The following is a 14497-nucleotide window of genomic DNA, read 5'->3' on the forward strand; positions in this document are numbered from 1 at the left end:
TGCGGTATACAGAAATAGCAGCAATACGATTTAAAGAGTTCTGGAATGACTAAAAACTGTCCGGAAATTTCTGAGGTTTGCGGCTACCTCCCCATAAAGGAACTAAGACATTGGTAAAACCTGAACATGCCAAAGCCTACCTTATAGCGCAAGGAGCCTCTATTGGGAAGAAGCGATTGGCTGAGTCTTCTGATGTAAGTATTCAAGATTTAAATAATGTTGAAGGTACTTTTATTCGGCTTGATTCGTTAGTTGAGGCTGGCGATCAAATTATTAATCACATTGCGAAACTACCTATATTTGAATATTACAATTTATCTGACTATGGAATACATGCAAGTCTTGATGGACAAAAATTAGAAACAAAATATCAAACCATTATGGCAAGGTACTCAACAAAATATTTCGGTTATGGAAAGGGTGTTGTTTCTTATAGTTTAATTGCTAATCATCTACCTGTTAATACTAAGGTAATTGGTGCAAATGAGCATGAAAGTCATCATGTTCTGGATATTGTTTATAACAATACCAGCGATCTAAAGATTACAGCCGTATCTGGAGACATGCATAGCATTAATCGAGTTAATTTCGCACTGATGTATTTGTTTGGATATGATTTTATGCCGAGGTTCACCAAAATAAACAGAAAAGCTGACAAAAATCTTGTTGCCTTTAAAAAGACAAGCGAATACAGTAAATTTTTAATAAAACCCTCTAAAAAAATAAGCCAACAATTAATTATTGATGAATGGGATAATATCTTAAGAATTATCGCATCCATTGCAATGAAAGAAACCTCACAAAGTACGGTGATAAGAAAACTATCCTCTTATACCAAAACAAACTCTACCTTAAAGGCACTAATCGAGTTTGATAAGATTATTATGAGCATTTATCTGCTTAAATATATTGATGATGTTGAAATGAGACGTTGTGTTCACCGTGCATTAAATAGGGGTGAAGCATTTCATCAGTTACGTTCAGCCATACTCAAAATCAGTGGCAAGCAATTGTTAGGAAAAACTGACAAAATGTTAGAAATTAATAATCAATGCAATAAAATCTTGGCTTGTTGCATGATCTATTACAACACAGCCTTATTGTCAGCACTTTTAGATCAGGCTAAACAGCGCGGTGACGAGGCGCTATGCAATGAAATTAAACGATTATCACCGGTTGCTTGGCAACATTTTAATATGCTTGGGACATTTACATTTTGTAAATCAGAAAAACTTATTAATATTCAAGAAGTTGCGAAATTACTGCTAGAAGATGAAACCATCAATGCTGGCTCTATAAGCCTTTCTACATAAGGGTTATAGCAGGTCATGCTGATAAACCAGCGCTATATGGAATTAACCCCAATTAAGGCTCCTATAGTCATTGAAATTGCAAATGGTCCAATAACCTTAGAGGCCGATGCACTATTGCAGAAAAAGGGACTATTAATTGTACCCGATATATTAGCCAATACAGGTGGGGTAATCGTAAGCTATTTTGAGTGGGTGCAAAATAAATCAGGTTATTATTGGACTATGGAAAAAGTTGAAGAAGAATTACAGACTATCATATCCCGTGAATTCAAGAATATTTGGCAGCTGATGGAACAATATCAAACAGATATGCGGCAAGCGGCTTACATTCATGCCCTGAGTCGATACGACAAAGCAGTTACGGCCCAAGGAACTCGCGGATATTTTTCAAATTTAAGTCCGAGTCTATAAGGAGATTATCCTGTTTGAATTTCATGTTTCTTCTCACTGGGACTCAGTATCTTATTATTAGTAGCTAAAGGCGAATAGCTTATATAATAATAGTGATTACTATACCCGTGATGAAGATCATTATCATATCATTGAGCTGGCTTGTTAATTGGGATATTAGGCTTACTCTTCCCAAAGAATAGAATGGTATTCCTCACGTCTTTATGACGGCGGCTTATTTATCTTGCGGGTTCTATTTGGCACAAAAAAACTGCTTAACAAAATGTTAATATTCTTACACACACATCAAGATTTGGGGATGAATTCCCACTCTTAATGTCCGCCGCCATGTCCACCTTGTCCGCCGTGACCACCGTGATGCCAATTTTGATGCCAATTTTGGTGATATTGAATCCAATGCCATTTATGTCCATTCCAATGCCACTGGCCATGTCCACCATGAGGTATCCAATGAGGTGCATGAGGTACATTAGTAGCCAATATCATAGAACCTAATGGTGACTCATTTTTGATTGAGGTATCAAAGGCAGCAGCTACAGCAGTTGAACCTATCAAAGCGGCTACAGCAACAAATAGCTTCAACGTTTTTAAAGTCCACATAGTGCCACTCCTTGTAAAGGAAGTGATTGCGTGATTCCAAACTGCTATAAATCCAGTACTTATCGTGTTAAGTATAGACAAGACATGATATTAGATCAATTTTTAAATAGGCATAAGATTCATACTTTACTGGCGCAATCCTTTATAAAGATGGACTATACTAATAAAAATGAATGAGCAAAGGAGTGAACATCGTGTCGTCTGAACCTAAGCATCATCCACAGCCACCAACGCCACAAAAACAGAAGGGCTTTTGGAGTTCTCCTTCTGGCATGGTTGCCATCATCATTATTGGGATTATTGGCTATTTCTTGATTGTAGAGCATGGTGCTCACATTGCTAGTTTTCTTGGGGCTTCGCCTTTTTTGCTGTTAGTCTTACTCTGTCCACTAATGCATCTGTTTATGCATAGAGGACATGGAGGTCACGAAAAAGAGCATCATCATAAGTCTGATAGCGAAGACAGTGACTCGTCTGAGAATAAGGATTAATCGAAAATGGAACATACCTCTTATGCCTATGGGTTTTGGCTGTTGGTCATTGTCAATTCGGCGATCTTCATTTTGTTTGCCTATAGCTTTACCACAACGTTTAAAACAGGGCGAGACTGGCGTGCCTTTGGGGGTTTCTCTGCTTTCGTGGTTGCTTATTTTACCGAAATGTATGGTTTCCCTTTAACCATTTACTTACTGTCAGGATGGCTTTCTAGATATTATCCTGGAATGGATTTATACGGTCATGACAGCGGCCATTTACTCCATACCCTATTTGGGTTGAAAGGAGATCCCCATTTTGATGTATTTCATATCTTAAGTTTTGTCTTCATTATCGGCGGTCTTTGGACGATTGCATCAGCCTGGGGTACGCTTTATCGTGCTCAAAAGAACCATCAACTCGCAACAACAGGACTGTATGCCAAAATTCGTCACCCGCAATATGATGGGTTTATTCTCGTAATGATTGGATTTTTATTGCAATGGCCAACCATTCTGACCTTAATTATGTTTCCTATCCTTGTTACTATGTATGTGAAACTTGCTCGTAAAGAAGAACAGGAAACTTCTAAGGAGTTTGGAGAAGAATACCAACGCTATGCAGAGAAAACACCGGCCTTTATCCCCCAATTTTTTAAATAACGTAAGTATAAGGAGATTTTTATGTTTCAATTTCACACTGCATTTTCACTGGGGTTAATTGCTTTGTCTGCGGGAACCGCGTTATGGGTTTGGTCAAAGCAGCAAAAGGGAGCGGGTCTTGCAACAATTCTTGGTTTGCTTATTATCCTATTCTCAATGACTTCCACGCTTTGTACCGTTTATTATGGAATAAAGTATTGGCAACAAGGTTATTTTCAAAGTCCAATGAATATGCAACCGACCATCTCAATGCAAAATAAATCGTAGATGAAGGAGATGGGTATACAACTAGAAAAAGGATTTTTTGAAATCTAAGGAAAATAGAATAAAAGCATCAATGGAGAAGTCTAAATCTTCCCTCAATGATGCTTATAAAATCCAACGCCCTTAATATCAGTCCACAAAGTGGTTTGATGACAAAGGAAACATTGGTCAACACGAGCATGTTCCTCACGAGCAACCACTTTTGAGATCATATTAAAATGTTCCATATAATGGCTTGGTGGTGCTTTATGGCATTGGGCACAATCCATTGAGCGAGCGGATGGGTGTCTAAATTCAGGGATGTTCCAATGAGCTGTTTCATGGCAAGCAGAACAATCGTCACCAAATAATTTAAAATGCTTGTCTTTGTTTTGGTGGCATGATGCGCACCGTAAAGTAAGCTCTTTATTTGATAAATGGGGGTTTACCAGTAACGTTGGCCTGGTGGATTCATTCTGCTCTAGAAAGTAGTTAACTTGCTCAATAAGCAACCGTTCTTCTTCATCATTCGCATTTGAAAATAGATTGATCTGCTGAAACCCTAACGAAACCAGCGCATTATGATCCATATGAGTTATACGTGCCTCTCTACCCAGGTGCTCAGAATGGCACTCGACACAACTGCCAATGTTGGCATGAAATGAGGTGGGTTGGCGTTTTAAAAGAGACTCGTTGTTGGCATGGCATGCAATACAGCTCACTGCCTCAACACCTTTTACTGGGGTATGACACGCAGTACAGTTGTGACTAAGAAAAGAGTGGCTCTTGGATAGCTCTCCAGGGCTTGCCATTCTTTGCCATTCTGCCACGTTAGTCAAGCCGCTGACCTCATCCCCATGATAAGACGTATAATAGGCGGCAAACGACAGCGTTGCTAAAACAATAAGGACAACCAGTGTGGCCCAGCTCAGCTTCATTGAAACCACCTTAATCCAAAATAAATTCCAGACCACACATGCAAACCCAGCAGAACATACAATGCCAGTGCCGTAATAATGTGACATGCTAACCATTTTTGAAATACGCGTTTGAAGTACTCATGAAATCGGATGGCGTATTCAAGCTCAGAGATGGTTTCCGCTAAAGACAAAGCACGTATCTCTGCAGATTTTATTAAATGATTCTCAAATGCGGTATCTTCAAGCAACCATAGAAGGAAGCGCGCTCTCATAAGACTTATTTTCCCTATGTTCTGATTGGAGTAGGTACTCGATTGTAATTCTTGGGCAACGATTTGATATTGCCTTTGCAATCCCACCAGTATGGCCTTTTTTTCATCTATTTCATGAGTCATAAAGCCCATGAGATAACGACCAATAAAACCACTGATGGTGACAATGAGTGTCGTTGCAGTAAGAGCGATACCCAGAGCGCTATTGAATTTATGCCCTGTATGAATCAAGACTAAAATAGAACCAATAATGCCTGTGTAAATATGCCAGGACAACAGGGTATTCATGGAGACATACTGTGTTACCCAATTCTTCAAAAAGGAAATGCGCTTAATAAAGAGATAGAATAGGGGAATCAGCATCAATATCGAGCCACTAACCCCAAAAACTCCACCCCAAAAACTCCCAGCAAATCGAGGAGACACATGGACGCTAAAGCCTAGCCACGTGATAAGCATTAACAGTACCAAGCCCAAAACCATCATACGTCCTGGCGCATTCATTAAACATCCACCTCAATATTTTTGGTGGCTTTTGCCTGACAGGCTAAAATAAGCCCGTGTTGCTTGTCTTCCTTTGAAAGGGCATCGTCACAAGCCATGGTTACCTCCCCTGACAGCAATTGTACTTTACATAACCCGCATTGACCGGTTCTGCACGCATTATCAATAGCAATACTGTTTGCTTCGGCTATTTCAAGTAGTGTGTGATCTGGCAAAATCGGAACTGTTTTGTTGGATTTTCTAAAAGAAACCATCGCATGAGCATCTGTTTTGATGAAGTCCATGTCTGCCTGCGTTATTTCAGGTTTTCTTTCCACACCAAACGCTTCCGTTAAAATCAAGTCGGTTGGTACGTTAAGCTCTTTCAAGATATCCAGTACCGCATCCATCATTGCTGGAGGACCACAAACATGGATACGACGAGAGGCAATGTCGGGGACAAGATGGCCAATAATATTCTTGGTAAACATGCCTTCTAAACCCATCCAAATGGTTCCCTGTGAACGCAGCATCGTCGCATACACATGGAGATTAGAGTATCGTTCCTGAAGGTGTTCTAATTCCTCGCGAAAAATAAAATCAACGGTCGTGCGACAGCAATAAAGCAAATAAATATCATTATGCCACCCAATATCAGTGAGATAGCGGATGATACCCATCATTGGAGTAATCCCCACCCCTCCACAAATCAGCACAATGCTCTTTGCCTCTTCACCCGTAAAAGTAAATTTACCATTAGGCCCCATCACATCCAGTAAATCCCCTTCCTTAATTTGGTCATGCAAATAACGAGAAAACAAGCCTTGTTCTTCTCGCTTTACCGTAATGGCACAATAATGTAGTTGGGTCGGTGTCGAGGCCATGGTATAACTGCGCTTTATCGTTTTCCCCTCAATCACCGCAGTGAGCGTAATGAACTGGCCAGGATAATAGGTAAATGGCAAAGCCACCTGATGCTGGGATGCCAAATGAAATGTTTTTATTCCTGGAGCCTCTTGAAAAATACGACAAACGCGGAGTTTTCCTTCCCACTTCTCTTCCGGTTCGGTGAGCGACCTCATGACTGGAAACTGTGGAATTGGGCATTTATGAACGGGACAGGGAGTTGGAGCAGTGGCTGTGATTTCTGATGGTGCTTCAGAAACTTTAGAGGACGTAATGGGCTCTACTGATGTTAAGGATGGTGTTGGTTCGGGTGCTTTTGAAGATTGGGGTGATGCTTCCGAAGAAGCAGCCTTATTTTGTTTTACTAAACGGTCAAGCAATGCAGTGGCTCGTCTCATTTTGAAAAAATACATCCAAATCATGATCAAAAAAAACAGACTAAACAGGCCTATAATCGTTAAATGAAAAAAAGGCCCTCCTAAGATATTATTGGCTTCTGGAGCACTTGGAAGGAGATTCATTTCACGTTTAAACCACTGTAATGCGATGTAGCGCGGATTTTTTCCCTCAGCAAGCGCACGAAGCGCTGCCAGCGCACTCTCATATTGGGCAATCCCTTCCCGTACTTTCTCTAAGGCTTCCTGCATTTTAGCGTAATCGTTATTTTTTGATGCAGACAAAAGCTCACCCAGTCCACCCTTCATGAGCGCAATACCCGATGCCATGCGTTTGTGGGCCATTTGTTGTATTTCAATGCGTTGTTTTGGGGATAATGCCTGAAAATTCATTAAAGAGGGGTAAGGCTCCTGAGAAGGGGAACCTATGTTTTTCATCATGCCACCCATTCCCTCGCCTTCTTTCTCACTTCCTCCTGGATGATGTGCGGAATGCTCGTCTGCTGAGGGTTGGGCAAAAGCGGTGGAGGCCACCAGTAACATGAAATAAACGAGCAATTGTTGCAACAATCGAAGCGGAGCAAACTTTTTTTTAATGTATTGAAACGGCATCCTGTCCCTCCAAAGCCCGCTTTGTATTTTTAGCTGAGATTATTTGTTTTCCTGGTTAATATTAGTTTATCCCATATTCCGTAACAAATTTCCAATAACTTAGAATGAATCTGACTTAACTCTTTAAAAATAAACTTAATAGTTGCTCCTCACTTTGATAGCCTTTTTAGTTTTGGGGTTGAAGTCCCGTAGTTTACTTTGTACTTGGTATTTCTAAGTGAGATCGCGACCAATGATTGCTTCTGCGCTGAGCAGAATATTCTGAATTTCTTCGGTAATTTCTTCCTGACGGAGTAACGTGAGACGATCGTTTAATCTATTTTTTTTCCTTTCTAAATGATCCAATGCATTATTCAAGTGAAGGAGTCTTTGATGATTTTCAGCAAAAAATGATTTATAAAAAATGGAATACAACATTGAAAATAAGTAGTGTTCAACCAATTCAGCCCAAAACTGGTCATTGGATGCATTTAAAACCGGTGGAATGGAATAATGAGTAACATTACTTGCATAAAATTCTTTAAAGGGTTGCACTGTTTTTGTTTGAACTTGATTGTTATCCTCTTCATTGAAGAGGATAGTCCACTGCCAGGAGTGTAACTTTATATGTTTTTGTGACGAAACGTCTTCCAAAGCCTGTAGCAATTTTAAAATGACAGCCGGAATTTCTTCAATGGCATTAGGTCCCTGGATCGTTGCCGTGACACGAGAATCATGACGCATGTTTAATGCTAATTTATGCCCTATAACAATGAATGCCAGGTTCAATTCAGCATGGTTCTCCTTAATGGTGTTTAACTGACTCATTACCTGATCATTAAAACTGCCACAAAATCCTCTTTCTGAGCCGATAAGAATATAAATTACCGGATGAGCCCCTTGTTCATTCATGGAGAACATGGGGTAGAAACTTAAAAAATCACTACTCACCTCTTGAATGGTTTGCATTGTTTTTTCCTGCATCGAAAGACATTTAGTCGTTTTACTTAGTTCAAGGGAACAGAGATTTTTCATGGCTGTCATGATATTGCCAATATCTTCTAAGGCATGAAGATGCTCTTTCAATTTGCTTCGCTTGGTCATAAAATCGTCCGTAGGTTACAGATACTCATTACATTGGAAGGAATAACGGGTTTACTCATTTAACCAAGTGCTCACTGCATTGAGCCACTTTTTTCGAGGACTTTCCAATGACAAAGTATCCTTTTTTATTGCACGCTCTATTTTTTTGAGAGCAGGCGTGATGGTTTCTAAATTCATTTCATCAAATAAACCCTCGTTGTAGGCAATAAGCCACGCCAGTTGGAATTCAATAGGCAAAGGAGAAAGCCTGTCTTGTTTCAATATTTCTCTTAAAATACGCCCCTTGTGAATCTGATGTTGCATTCTGGCATCAAGCCTGGCACCAAAGCGTGTAAAAATTTCCAAATCAAGGAATTGCATGTAGTCTAGTTTCATTCTACCTGCTTCTTTTTTAATTTGTGGATGCTGGGCTTTACCGCCTACTCGCGAGACCGACTTTGTGATATCAATGGCTGGAAGAAATCCGGAAGAGAACAATTGTTCATCAAAAAATAGTTGTCCATCAGTGATTGAGATGAGATTCGTAGGGATATAAGTCGCAATTTCCCCTTCTTTGGTTTCAATAATGGGCAACGCGGTCATGCTGCCACCGCCCATTTGAGGAGAAAGACAGGTTGAGCGCTCTAATAAACGGGAATGCAGATAAAATATGTCAGCAGGAAACGCTTCGCGACCGGGTGGTCTACGCAGTAACAGGGACAGTTCACGATAACTGTTGGCATGAGCACTCAAATCATCATACACCACCAAGGTATCAAACCCTTTGTTCATCCAGTGTTCGGCAATGGCACATCCTGCAAAGGGCGCGAGATAAAGTAATCCAGGTAATGCCGTAGCTTGTGCCACAACAAGGGTTGTGTAGTCTAAAGCCTTCGTTTCTCTTAATAATTGAATGGTATTGCTCACCGTGGAGCGTTTTTGACCAATTAACACATAGACACAGCGAACATTTTTATCCTTTTGATTCATCACAATATCAATAGCTAGAGAACTTTTGCCAAGCCCATTATCACCGATAATTAACTCCCGCTGCCCTTTTCCAATGGGAATTAAATTATCAATCATTTTATTTCCTGTATACAATGGGCGATTGATAAAATCCCGGTTAATAATCGGTGGCGATAGGATATCCAGTAATCCTTGCTCATCACATTGAGGCAGCCCACCCTCATCTAATGGATTTCCTAAAGGATCAATCACTCGTCCAAGAAGCTTATCACCCACTGGAATGCTTAATGCCCGCTTCAGATGAAAAATGGGCGTGCCTGCTTTTAATTTTTGGGTTTGGACGAGCATGATCGCACCAACAAGGCGTTCAGCAAGATGAAAAACCATGGCGATACAACAACCATCTGACGAAATTAGAATTTCATCAATAGCAGCAGAAGGTAAGCCCTTGATCCAGATAATGCCATCTCCCACAGAGACGACTTGTCCCTGCTCGGATAATCTGATTTGAAATTCATAGTTTTCGATCCGTTGCCGTTGCTTATCAAGGAAAGAAGGAGGGTTAGACCAGTTCATTGTATATCTCTGTAAAGAATTTTAATTCATCGCGAAGGTTGGCTTGTAGGAATACACAATCCATTTGAACAGTCAAACCGGCCAGAAGCTCTTGGTGTTCAACAAATTCCACTGGACATTTCGTCTTCAATAGCTGTTCAATGGCTTGCACGAGATGCTCTCGTTGAGGCTCATTGATGGGATAGGCACTTTGTATCATCACCGCGTTCTCAAGAGAAGCATCAGCACCCATTTGCAATTGTTCCACTGGTACCGTATTGATATTCATGATGAATTGTTCAATTATTTTTTCTTCAAGATGCTGGTCAGCCAATTGTTTTAGCAATTGTTTTGCGAATTTCCCAGCCAGCATAAACGCTTCTTTCGAATTTGTTTCAATCATTGCGACGAGTTGTTGTCTTTCTTGTGACACGATTCTTTCTTTTTCATTCTTTAAATTGTTTTTAAAATGAATTCTTTCTTCGGCTTTCCATTGATCCATTGCTTGCTGGAATTCATTTTGCAAGTGTTCCTTCTCCTGCTGCCAATCAGTAAGGCGATGTTCATAGGTTATTTGTAGCTGTTTGGCTTCCTTGTGAAGTAACTCTGCGTTTTCTAATTGTTTTTGTACCTTTTTTTTTCGATTCAAAATGGTTTTTTGTATTGGCACATAAAGAAAATGCTTTAAAATCCAAATGAGGACAAGAAAATTAATGAGCTCTAATAAAAAGGTTGACCAGGATAAATCCATTTAGTTTAATCCTTATTGATTAACAAGATAAGACAGTAATGGGTTTCTGAATAAAATAATCAAGACAATCACCAAACAATAAATCGCTAAGGATTCGATCATGGCCAAACCAATGAATAAGGTTCTGGTGATGGATTTTTCAGCTTCCGGCTGCCTTGCTAAAGCATCTAATGCGTGACTGATCGCACGCCCCATCGCCAGAGCAGGCCCTATGGTTCCTATTGCAATGGCAAGCGCCGCAACCACTGTTGAGACTAAACTAAACCAACTGATGCTATTCATAACGACTCTCCTTGTTTCCTCAATTCCTGTGATTGAATTCCCCCGGCAATGTAGATTAAAGCCAGCATCCCAAAGATGTAAGCTTGAATCGTTGCTTCAATAATATGTAACATCAAGATGGGTATAGGGGCTAAAAACCCAGCAATCATGAGCACAATCAGTGCTGTTAACTGCAAACTCATGACGTTACCAAACAACCGAATTGCTAAGGCTACTGTTCTGGATAGTTCACTGATTAAATGAAACGGCAATAAAAAAGGCGTGGGTGTCATATAATGGTTCAAATAGCCTCGCAACCCTTCGGCACGTATTCCAAACCAATGCACGGACAAAAAAGTCATGATTGCTAAGGCGGTTGTCACGGATAAGTCAGCCGTAGGTGAATAAAATCCAGGAATGACGCCAATCAAATTAGCCATGAGAATAAAAACCCATAAAGTAGCAACAAATGGAAATACCAGCTCAACGTGTTCAGGAAGCACTTCTTCAATGGCTTCATACATCGTGCTAAAAATCCCCTCTAAAATCACTTGGCCATTACCCGGTTGTAGGGATAATGTTCGTGTAGAGAGCCATCCACAAAGGAATAATAGCATCATAATAAACCATGTGGTCAAGACACTTTGGGTGATGTGCACCCAGCCTATTGAAAATGCAAAATGCGCTAAAAATCCTTCTGAGCCCACGGCTATTCCTTAATCAAGAGATACACATTCACTGCACCAATAATCACGCCGACAAGGATTAAATTGATTGTCCAGCTAATAGAATACCCCTTTAGTCGTTCATCTAACCAGACCCCCAGGTACGCTCCTGCAATGATGGGGAGAATAAAAACGAAACCCAGTGTACCCAGATAAGCAGTTTGCGCCAATAAAGTGGACTTCGCCTTTTTGGCCTTATCCATTTTTTTGACGTTCAATGCCACCTGTTGTTTCAGTTCCTTGTTTGACTTTTTAAGTTCCATAGGTATTCTGCCGTTTTAATTCCCATAGACGTTTTACCATTTCTTCATCCAAACGCTGCAAGCTTTCTTTGATGCCCAGAAGGTTTTTTTCTTCCATCTGTAATTCGTTCTCTATGGTCATTTGTATTGCTTGATAATCTCTATTGCGAAAATACTGTCTTGTAGCGATGTATAATTGATTTTCATTGAAATAAAGGACGGCCTTTGGTAGTGCTAAATATTCAGTATCATTATTTTCATAACGAAACCACGCCAAACCAAACTTCAAGCAAGTCATCATCCGGGCATGGTGAGCCAAGAGACCAAATTGTCCAGAAGCATCCTCACCAACAAAACTGACCACATGAGGAATTGTTTCATAGTGTGTCGAACTCTGCAGATGCAGATCAAAACTCGCCATGGCAGTATTTATCTCCTCTTTTTCATAGTACCTATCATATAGCATTGATCTTCCGTCAATTCATCGTAATCGCCTTTGATGAGCGATTCACAATCTGCTAATGTGTCCTCTAAGGAAACGGACTCTCCTTCAATACCTGTTTGTTGTTTGGTCACATGAAAGGGCTGCGAAAGATAGCGTTGCAATTTGCGAGCTCTTAATACCATATCACGGTCTTTAGGAGAAAGCTCTTCAATCCCCATCATGGAAATGATGTCTTCTAATTCTTGATAACGCTCTAGGTGTTCTCGTACGGCTTGCGCAATCGAATAATGTCGTTCTCCCAGCACGATTTTATCCATAAATTTACTCTTGGAAGCTAATGGATCCACTGCAGGATAAATGCCTTTGCTGGCCTGTGATCGGGAGAGCACGATGATGGAATCCAAATGAGTAATGATTCCAGTAACGGCAGGATCGCTCATATCATCTGCTGGAACGTAAACCGCTTGTACGGAAGTAATCGCTCCTTTGGCGGTAGACGTAATGCGCTCTTCAAGTTCTGCTATCTCGGTCATTAATGTGGGTTGATAACCGACACTGGCAGGCATTCTGCCTAGAAGTCCTGAAATTTCACTGCCTGCTTGTACAAAACGATAAATATTATCAACAAGAAAAAGAACCTCATGTCCCAATGTATCACGCAAATATTCAGCATATGTTAATGCCGATAATCCGGTGCGAAAACGCACTCCGGGTGATTCATCCATTTGACCAAATACCATTAGGGTTTTATCCATCACCCCAGCTGATTTCATCTCATGCCACAATTCGTGTCCTTCGCGAATACGTTCACCAATGCCTGCAAAAACGGAGGTGCCTTGATGTAATTGAATAATGGCATGCATCAATTCCATCAGCAGTATCGTTTTTCCGACTCCTGCGCCGCCAAACAAACCCGTTTTACACCCTTTGACGAAGGGACACAGTAAATCGATCACTTTAATTCCTGTCTCAAGAACGTTTTCTTGAGTGGTCATCATTTCAATGGCTGCAGGATTTGCTAGAATATCGCGATATTCATGGGTTTCTAATGGTGAGCCACCATCTAAAGGCTCACCAAAAATAGTTAAAAGTCGCCCCAAGCACTCTGGAGAAACTGGAATTTGCAATGGGGTGCCTTGATCATAGACGGTTAATCCCCGTTGTAATCCAGTAGCGCGGTGGAGAGTTATGGCTCTCACATGATGTTGATCAAGATGCTGACACACTTCTAAAACATATTCATCGCTATCGATATAGGTTTTAAGAGACTGATGCAAAGGAGGTAAACTATCACAGTATATTTTTACAACAGGACCATTGATTTCGACTATCCTGCCAATTGGTTTTTCACTACGGTGAGTAACTGCTGCATTTTTATCCATAATTTCCCAGGGTCATCCGAGACTCATGTTAGGTGTTCTCTATATTGTCCACTTCAGTGTACGAAGTACAAAACTTTTGTAGAACAGAATTTAAAAAATAGACATCAAAATGCTAATCACATTCAACAAGGGTTGCCTCTAAAAAGCAAAGCCAGATTGAAGTCTAATGGATTGAAACTACCATCCCCGTGTCATTAGATATTAATAATATACGAAATCGCTCTTTTAAAAGACTCGATGAAACAGGTCTTTTCTGAATAATTAGAGTTAAATGTAACTACTGATAATCCAAGTGTAACAAGATGACTCTCTAGAAAACCAGGTTAATGAGAGCCACCTGTGATTAGATTATATTGCACTATAGTGCTTTAAAAAGAGAATTTATTCCATTTTCATCATTGGGCATTCCATCATTTTGCGATCCATCATCGTTTGCATCATGTCCATCATCATTTGCATCATCTTCATGCGTTGTTCCATCATTTCTGGATTTTTTGCTGCATCATCACCCATATGTTGCATCATCTTCATGTCTTTTTGCATCATTGGCATTTGAGTTTGCATTAATGATTTCTTTTCTTCTGTTGTTTTAGCGTTCATGAGCTTATTATGCATGTCTTGCATTTGTTTTAGTGCTTCTTGCATTTGCTTCATTTCTTCTTGTGTTGGGGCTGACTGCTGAGTATTGCTTTGCATTCCCATACCATTCATATCATCGGCAAAGAGTGGTGTGGCAATCAAACTGCATGCTGCAAATAGAATTAACGCATTCCGTTTAAACATAATGAAATCTCCTTATTGTTTTTTCAATGTA

General features: G+C 40.2%; 18 protein-coding genes. 5 read left to right on the forward strand and 13 right to left on the reverse strand.

Annotation, left to right across the window (positions count from 1 at the left end; translation table 11 throughout):
- Window positions 1-110: 110 nt before the first annotated feature.
- Together E1P08_RS15920 and E1P08_RS15925 are read left to right on the forward strand one after the other, a co-directional pair.
- Window positions 111-1313, forward strand: a complete 1203-nt coding sequence (locus E1P08_RS15920) for a Tn3 family transposase (protein WP_165485212.1) — start codon at window positions 111-113, stop codon at window positions 1311-1313.
- Window positions 1314-1328: 15 nt separating this feature from the next.
- The gene (locus E1P08_RS15925; RefSeq protein ID WP_242602503.1) at window positions 1329-1724 is read left to right on the forward strand and encodes a Glu/Leu/Phe/Val dehydrogenase; all 396 of its coding nucleotides are present in this window, start codon (window positions 1329-1331) and stop codon (window positions 1722-1724) included.
- Between the two features lie 312 nt (window positions 1725-2036).
- Here the strand turns inward: E1P08_RS15925 and E1P08_RS15930 are convergent, their stop codons facing one another.
- The gene (locus tag E1P08_RS15930) at window positions 2037-2324 is read right to left on the reverse strand and encodes a VrrB (protein ID WP_133137979.1); all 288 of its coding nucleotides are present in this window, start codon (window positions 2322-2324) and stop codon (window positions 2037-2039) included.
- Window positions 2325-2497: 173 nt separating this feature from the next.
- On the opposite strand from E1P08_RS15930, the gene E1P08_RS15935 reads away from it, so the two are divergent.
- From E1P08_RS15935 to E1P08_RS15945, 3 genes are read left to right on the forward strand one after another with little or no spacing between them, the layout of a single operon-like run.
- A complete protein-coding gene (locus E1P08_RS15935) occupies window positions 2498-2815 on the forward strand; it encodes a DUF2933 domain-containing protein (RefSeq protein WP_051190739.1) in 318 nt (105 codons plus the stop codon).
- 6 nt (window positions 2816-2821) lie between these two features.
- Window positions 2822-3460 (forward strand): methyltransferase family protein, encoded by a 639-nt coding sequence (locus E1P08_RS15940; protein WP_028385215.1) that lies wholly within the window; start codon window positions 2822-2824, stop codon window positions 3458-3460.
- A gap of 21 nt (window positions 3461-3481) precedes the next feature.
- Window positions 3482-3727, forward strand: coding sequence for a hypothetical protein (locus E1P08_RS15945; protein WP_028385216.1), 246 nt, complete (start codon window positions 3482-3484; stop codon window positions 3725-3727).
- A gap of 92 nt (window positions 3728-3819) precedes the next feature.
- Here E1P08_RS15945 and E1P08_RS15950 read toward each other — a convergent pair whose 3' ends face one another.
- The 12 genes from E1P08_RS15950 to E1P08_RS16005 form a co-directional block, all read right to left on the reverse strand.
- Window positions 3820-4641, reverse strand: a complete 822-nt coding sequence (locus tag E1P08_RS15950) for a cytochrome c3 family protein (RefSeq protein WP_028385217.1) — start codon at window positions 4639-4641, stop codon at window positions 3820-3822.
- The gene (locus E1P08_RS15955) at window positions 4638-5399 is read right to left on the reverse strand and encodes a hypothetical protein (protein WP_028385218.1); all 762 of its coding nucleotides are present in this window, start codon (window positions 5397-5399) and stop codon (window positions 4638-4640) included. Before E1P08_RS15955 ends, E1P08_RS15950 begins: the two co-directional genes overlap by 4 nt.
- Window positions 5399-7291, reverse strand: coding sequence for a 2Fe-2S iron-sulfur cluster-binding protein (locus E1P08_RS15960; RefSeq protein WP_028385219.1), 1893 nt, complete (start codon window positions 7289-7291; stop codon window positions 5399-5401). The genes E1P08_RS15955 and E1P08_RS15960 overlap by 1 nt, the downstream gene beginning before the upstream one ends.
- A gap of 213 nt (window positions 7292-7504) precedes the next feature.
- The gene (locus tag E1P08_RS15965) at window positions 7505-8374 is read right to left on the reverse strand and encodes a F0F1 ATP synthase subunit gamma (protein ID WP_028385220.1); all 870 of its coding nucleotides are present in this window, start codon (window positions 8372-8374) and stop codon (window positions 7505-7507) included.
- Window positions 8375-8425: 51 nt separating this feature from the next.
- Window positions 8426-9898, reverse strand: a complete 1473-nt coding sequence (locus tag E1P08_RS15970) for a F0F1 ATP synthase subunit alpha (protein WP_028385221.1) — start codon at window positions 9896-9898, stop codon at window positions 8426-8428.
- Window positions 9885-10628 carry a F0F1 ATP synthase subunit delta gene (locus tag E1P08_RS15975; protein ID WP_028385222.1) on the reverse strand — a complete coding sequence of 248 codons (744 nt, stop codon included), beginning with the start codon at window positions 10626-10628 and terminating at the stop codon, window positions 9885-9887. The genes E1P08_RS15970 and E1P08_RS15975 overlap by 14 nt, the downstream gene beginning before the upstream one ends.
- Before the next feature lie 12 nt (window positions 10629-10640).
- Entirely contained in the window at window positions 10641-10910 is a 270-nt protein-coding gene (locus tag E1P08_RS15980; protein ID WP_028385223.1) for a F0F1 ATP synthase subunit C, read from the reverse strand.
- The gene (locus E1P08_RS15985) at window positions 10907-11596 is read right to left on the reverse strand and encodes a F0F1 ATP synthase subunit A (RefSeq protein WP_028385224.1); all 690 of its coding nucleotides are present in this window, start codon (window positions 11594-11596) and stop codon (window positions 10907-10909) included. Before E1P08_RS15985 ends, E1P08_RS15980 begins: the two co-directional genes overlap by 4 nt.
- 2 nt (window positions 11597-11598) lie before the next feature.
- Window positions 11599-11877, reverse strand: a complete 279-nt coding sequence (locus tag E1P08_RS15990; protein ID WP_028385225.1) for an AtpZ/AtpI family protein — start codon at window positions 11875-11877, stop codon at window positions 11599-11601.
- Window positions 11867-12277 (reverse strand): F0F1 ATP synthase subunit delta/epsilon, encoded by a 411-nt coding sequence (locus E1P08_RS15995; RefSeq protein ID WP_028385226.1) that lies wholly within the window; start codon window positions 12275-12277, stop codon window positions 11867-11869. The genes E1P08_RS15990 and E1P08_RS15995 overlap by 11 nt, the downstream gene beginning before the upstream one ends.
- Window positions 12278-12285: 8 nt before the next feature.
- Window positions 12286-13683, reverse strand: a complete 1398-nt coding sequence (atpD, locus tag E1P08_RS16000; protein ID WP_028385227.1) for a F0F1 ATP synthase subunit beta — start codon at window positions 13681-13683, stop codon at window positions 12286-12288.
- Window positions 13684-14064: 381 nt separating this feature from the next.
- Entirely contained in the window at window positions 14065-14466 is a 402-nt protein-coding gene (locus E1P08_RS16005) for a hypothetical protein (RefSeq protein ID WP_028385228.1), read from the reverse strand.
- Between the last annotated feature and the right edge of the window lie 31 nt (window positions 14467-14497).

Origin of the sequence: Legionella rowbothamii, assembly GCF_900639985.1 — a bacterium.
Lineage (GTDB): Bacteria > Pseudomonadota > Gammaproteobacteria > Legionellales > Legionellaceae > Legionella > Legionella rowbothamii.

Bases quoted from the DNA above. Each gene is read 5' to 3' on its own strand.
- E1P08_RS15925 (WP_242602503.1), top strand. From the start codon at position 1,329: ATGCTGATAAACCAGCGCTATATGGAATTAACCCCAATTAAGGCTCCT.
- E1P08_RS15930 (WP_133137979.1), bottom strand. From the start codon at position 2,324: ATGTGGACTTTAAAAACGTTGAAGCTATTTGTTGCTGTAGCCGCTTTG.
- E1P08_RS15935 (WP_051190739.1), top strand. From the start codon at position 2,498: ATGAGCAAAGGAGTGAACATCGTGTCGTCTGAACCTAAGCATCATCCA.
- E1P08_RS15940 (WP_028385215.1), top strand. From the start codon at position 2,822: ATGGAACATACCTCTTATGCCTATGGGTTTTGGCTGTTGGTCATTGTC.
- E1P08_RS15945 (WP_028385216.1), top strand. From the start codon at position 3,482: ATGTTTCAATTTCACACTGCATTTTCACTGGGGTTAATTGCTTTGTCT.
- E1P08_RS15950 (WP_028385217.1), bottom strand. From the start codon at position 4,641: ATGAAGCTGAGCTGGGCCACACTGGTTGTCCTTATTGTTTTAGCAACG.
- E1P08_RS15955 (WP_028385218.1), bottom strand. From the start codon at position 5,399: ATGAATGCGCCAGGACGTATGATGGTTTTGGGCTTGGTACTGTTAATG.
- E1P08_RS15960 (WP_028385219.1), bottom strand. From the start codon at position 7,291: ATGCCGTTTCAATACATTAAAAAAAAGTTTGCTCCGCTTCGATTGTTG.
- E1P08_RS15965 (WP_028385220.1), bottom strand. From the start codon at position 8,374: ATGACCAAGCGAAGCAAATTGAAAGAGCATCTTCATGCCTTAGAAGAT.
- E1P08_RS15970 (WP_028385221.1), bottom strand. From the start codon at position 9,898: ATGAACTGGTCTAACCCTCCTTCTTTCCTTGATAAGCAACGGCAACGG.
- E1P08_RS15975 (WP_028385222.1), bottom strand. From the start codon at position 10,628: ATGGATTTATCCTGGTCAACCTTTTTATTAGAGCTCATTAATTTTCTT.
- E1P08_RS15980 (WP_028385223.1), bottom strand. From the start codon at position 10,910: ATGAATAGCATCAGTTGGTTTAGTTTAGTCTCAACAGTGGTTGCGGCG.
- E1P08_RS15990 (WP_028385225.1), bottom strand. From the start codon at position 11,877: ATGGAACTTAAAAAGTCAAACAAGGAACTGAAACAACAGGTGGCATTG.
- E1P08_RS15995 (WP_028385226.1), bottom strand. From the start codon at position 12,277: ATGGCGAGTTTTGATCTGCATCTGCAGAGTTCGACACACTATGAAACA.
- atpD (WP_028385227.1), bottom strand. From the start codon at position 13,683: ATGGATAAAAATGCAGCAGTTACTCACCGTAGTGAAAAACCAATTGGC.
- E1P08_RS16005 (WP_028385228.1), bottom strand. From the start codon at position 14,466: ATGTTTAAACGGAATGCGTTAATTCTATTTGCAGCATGCAGTTTGATT.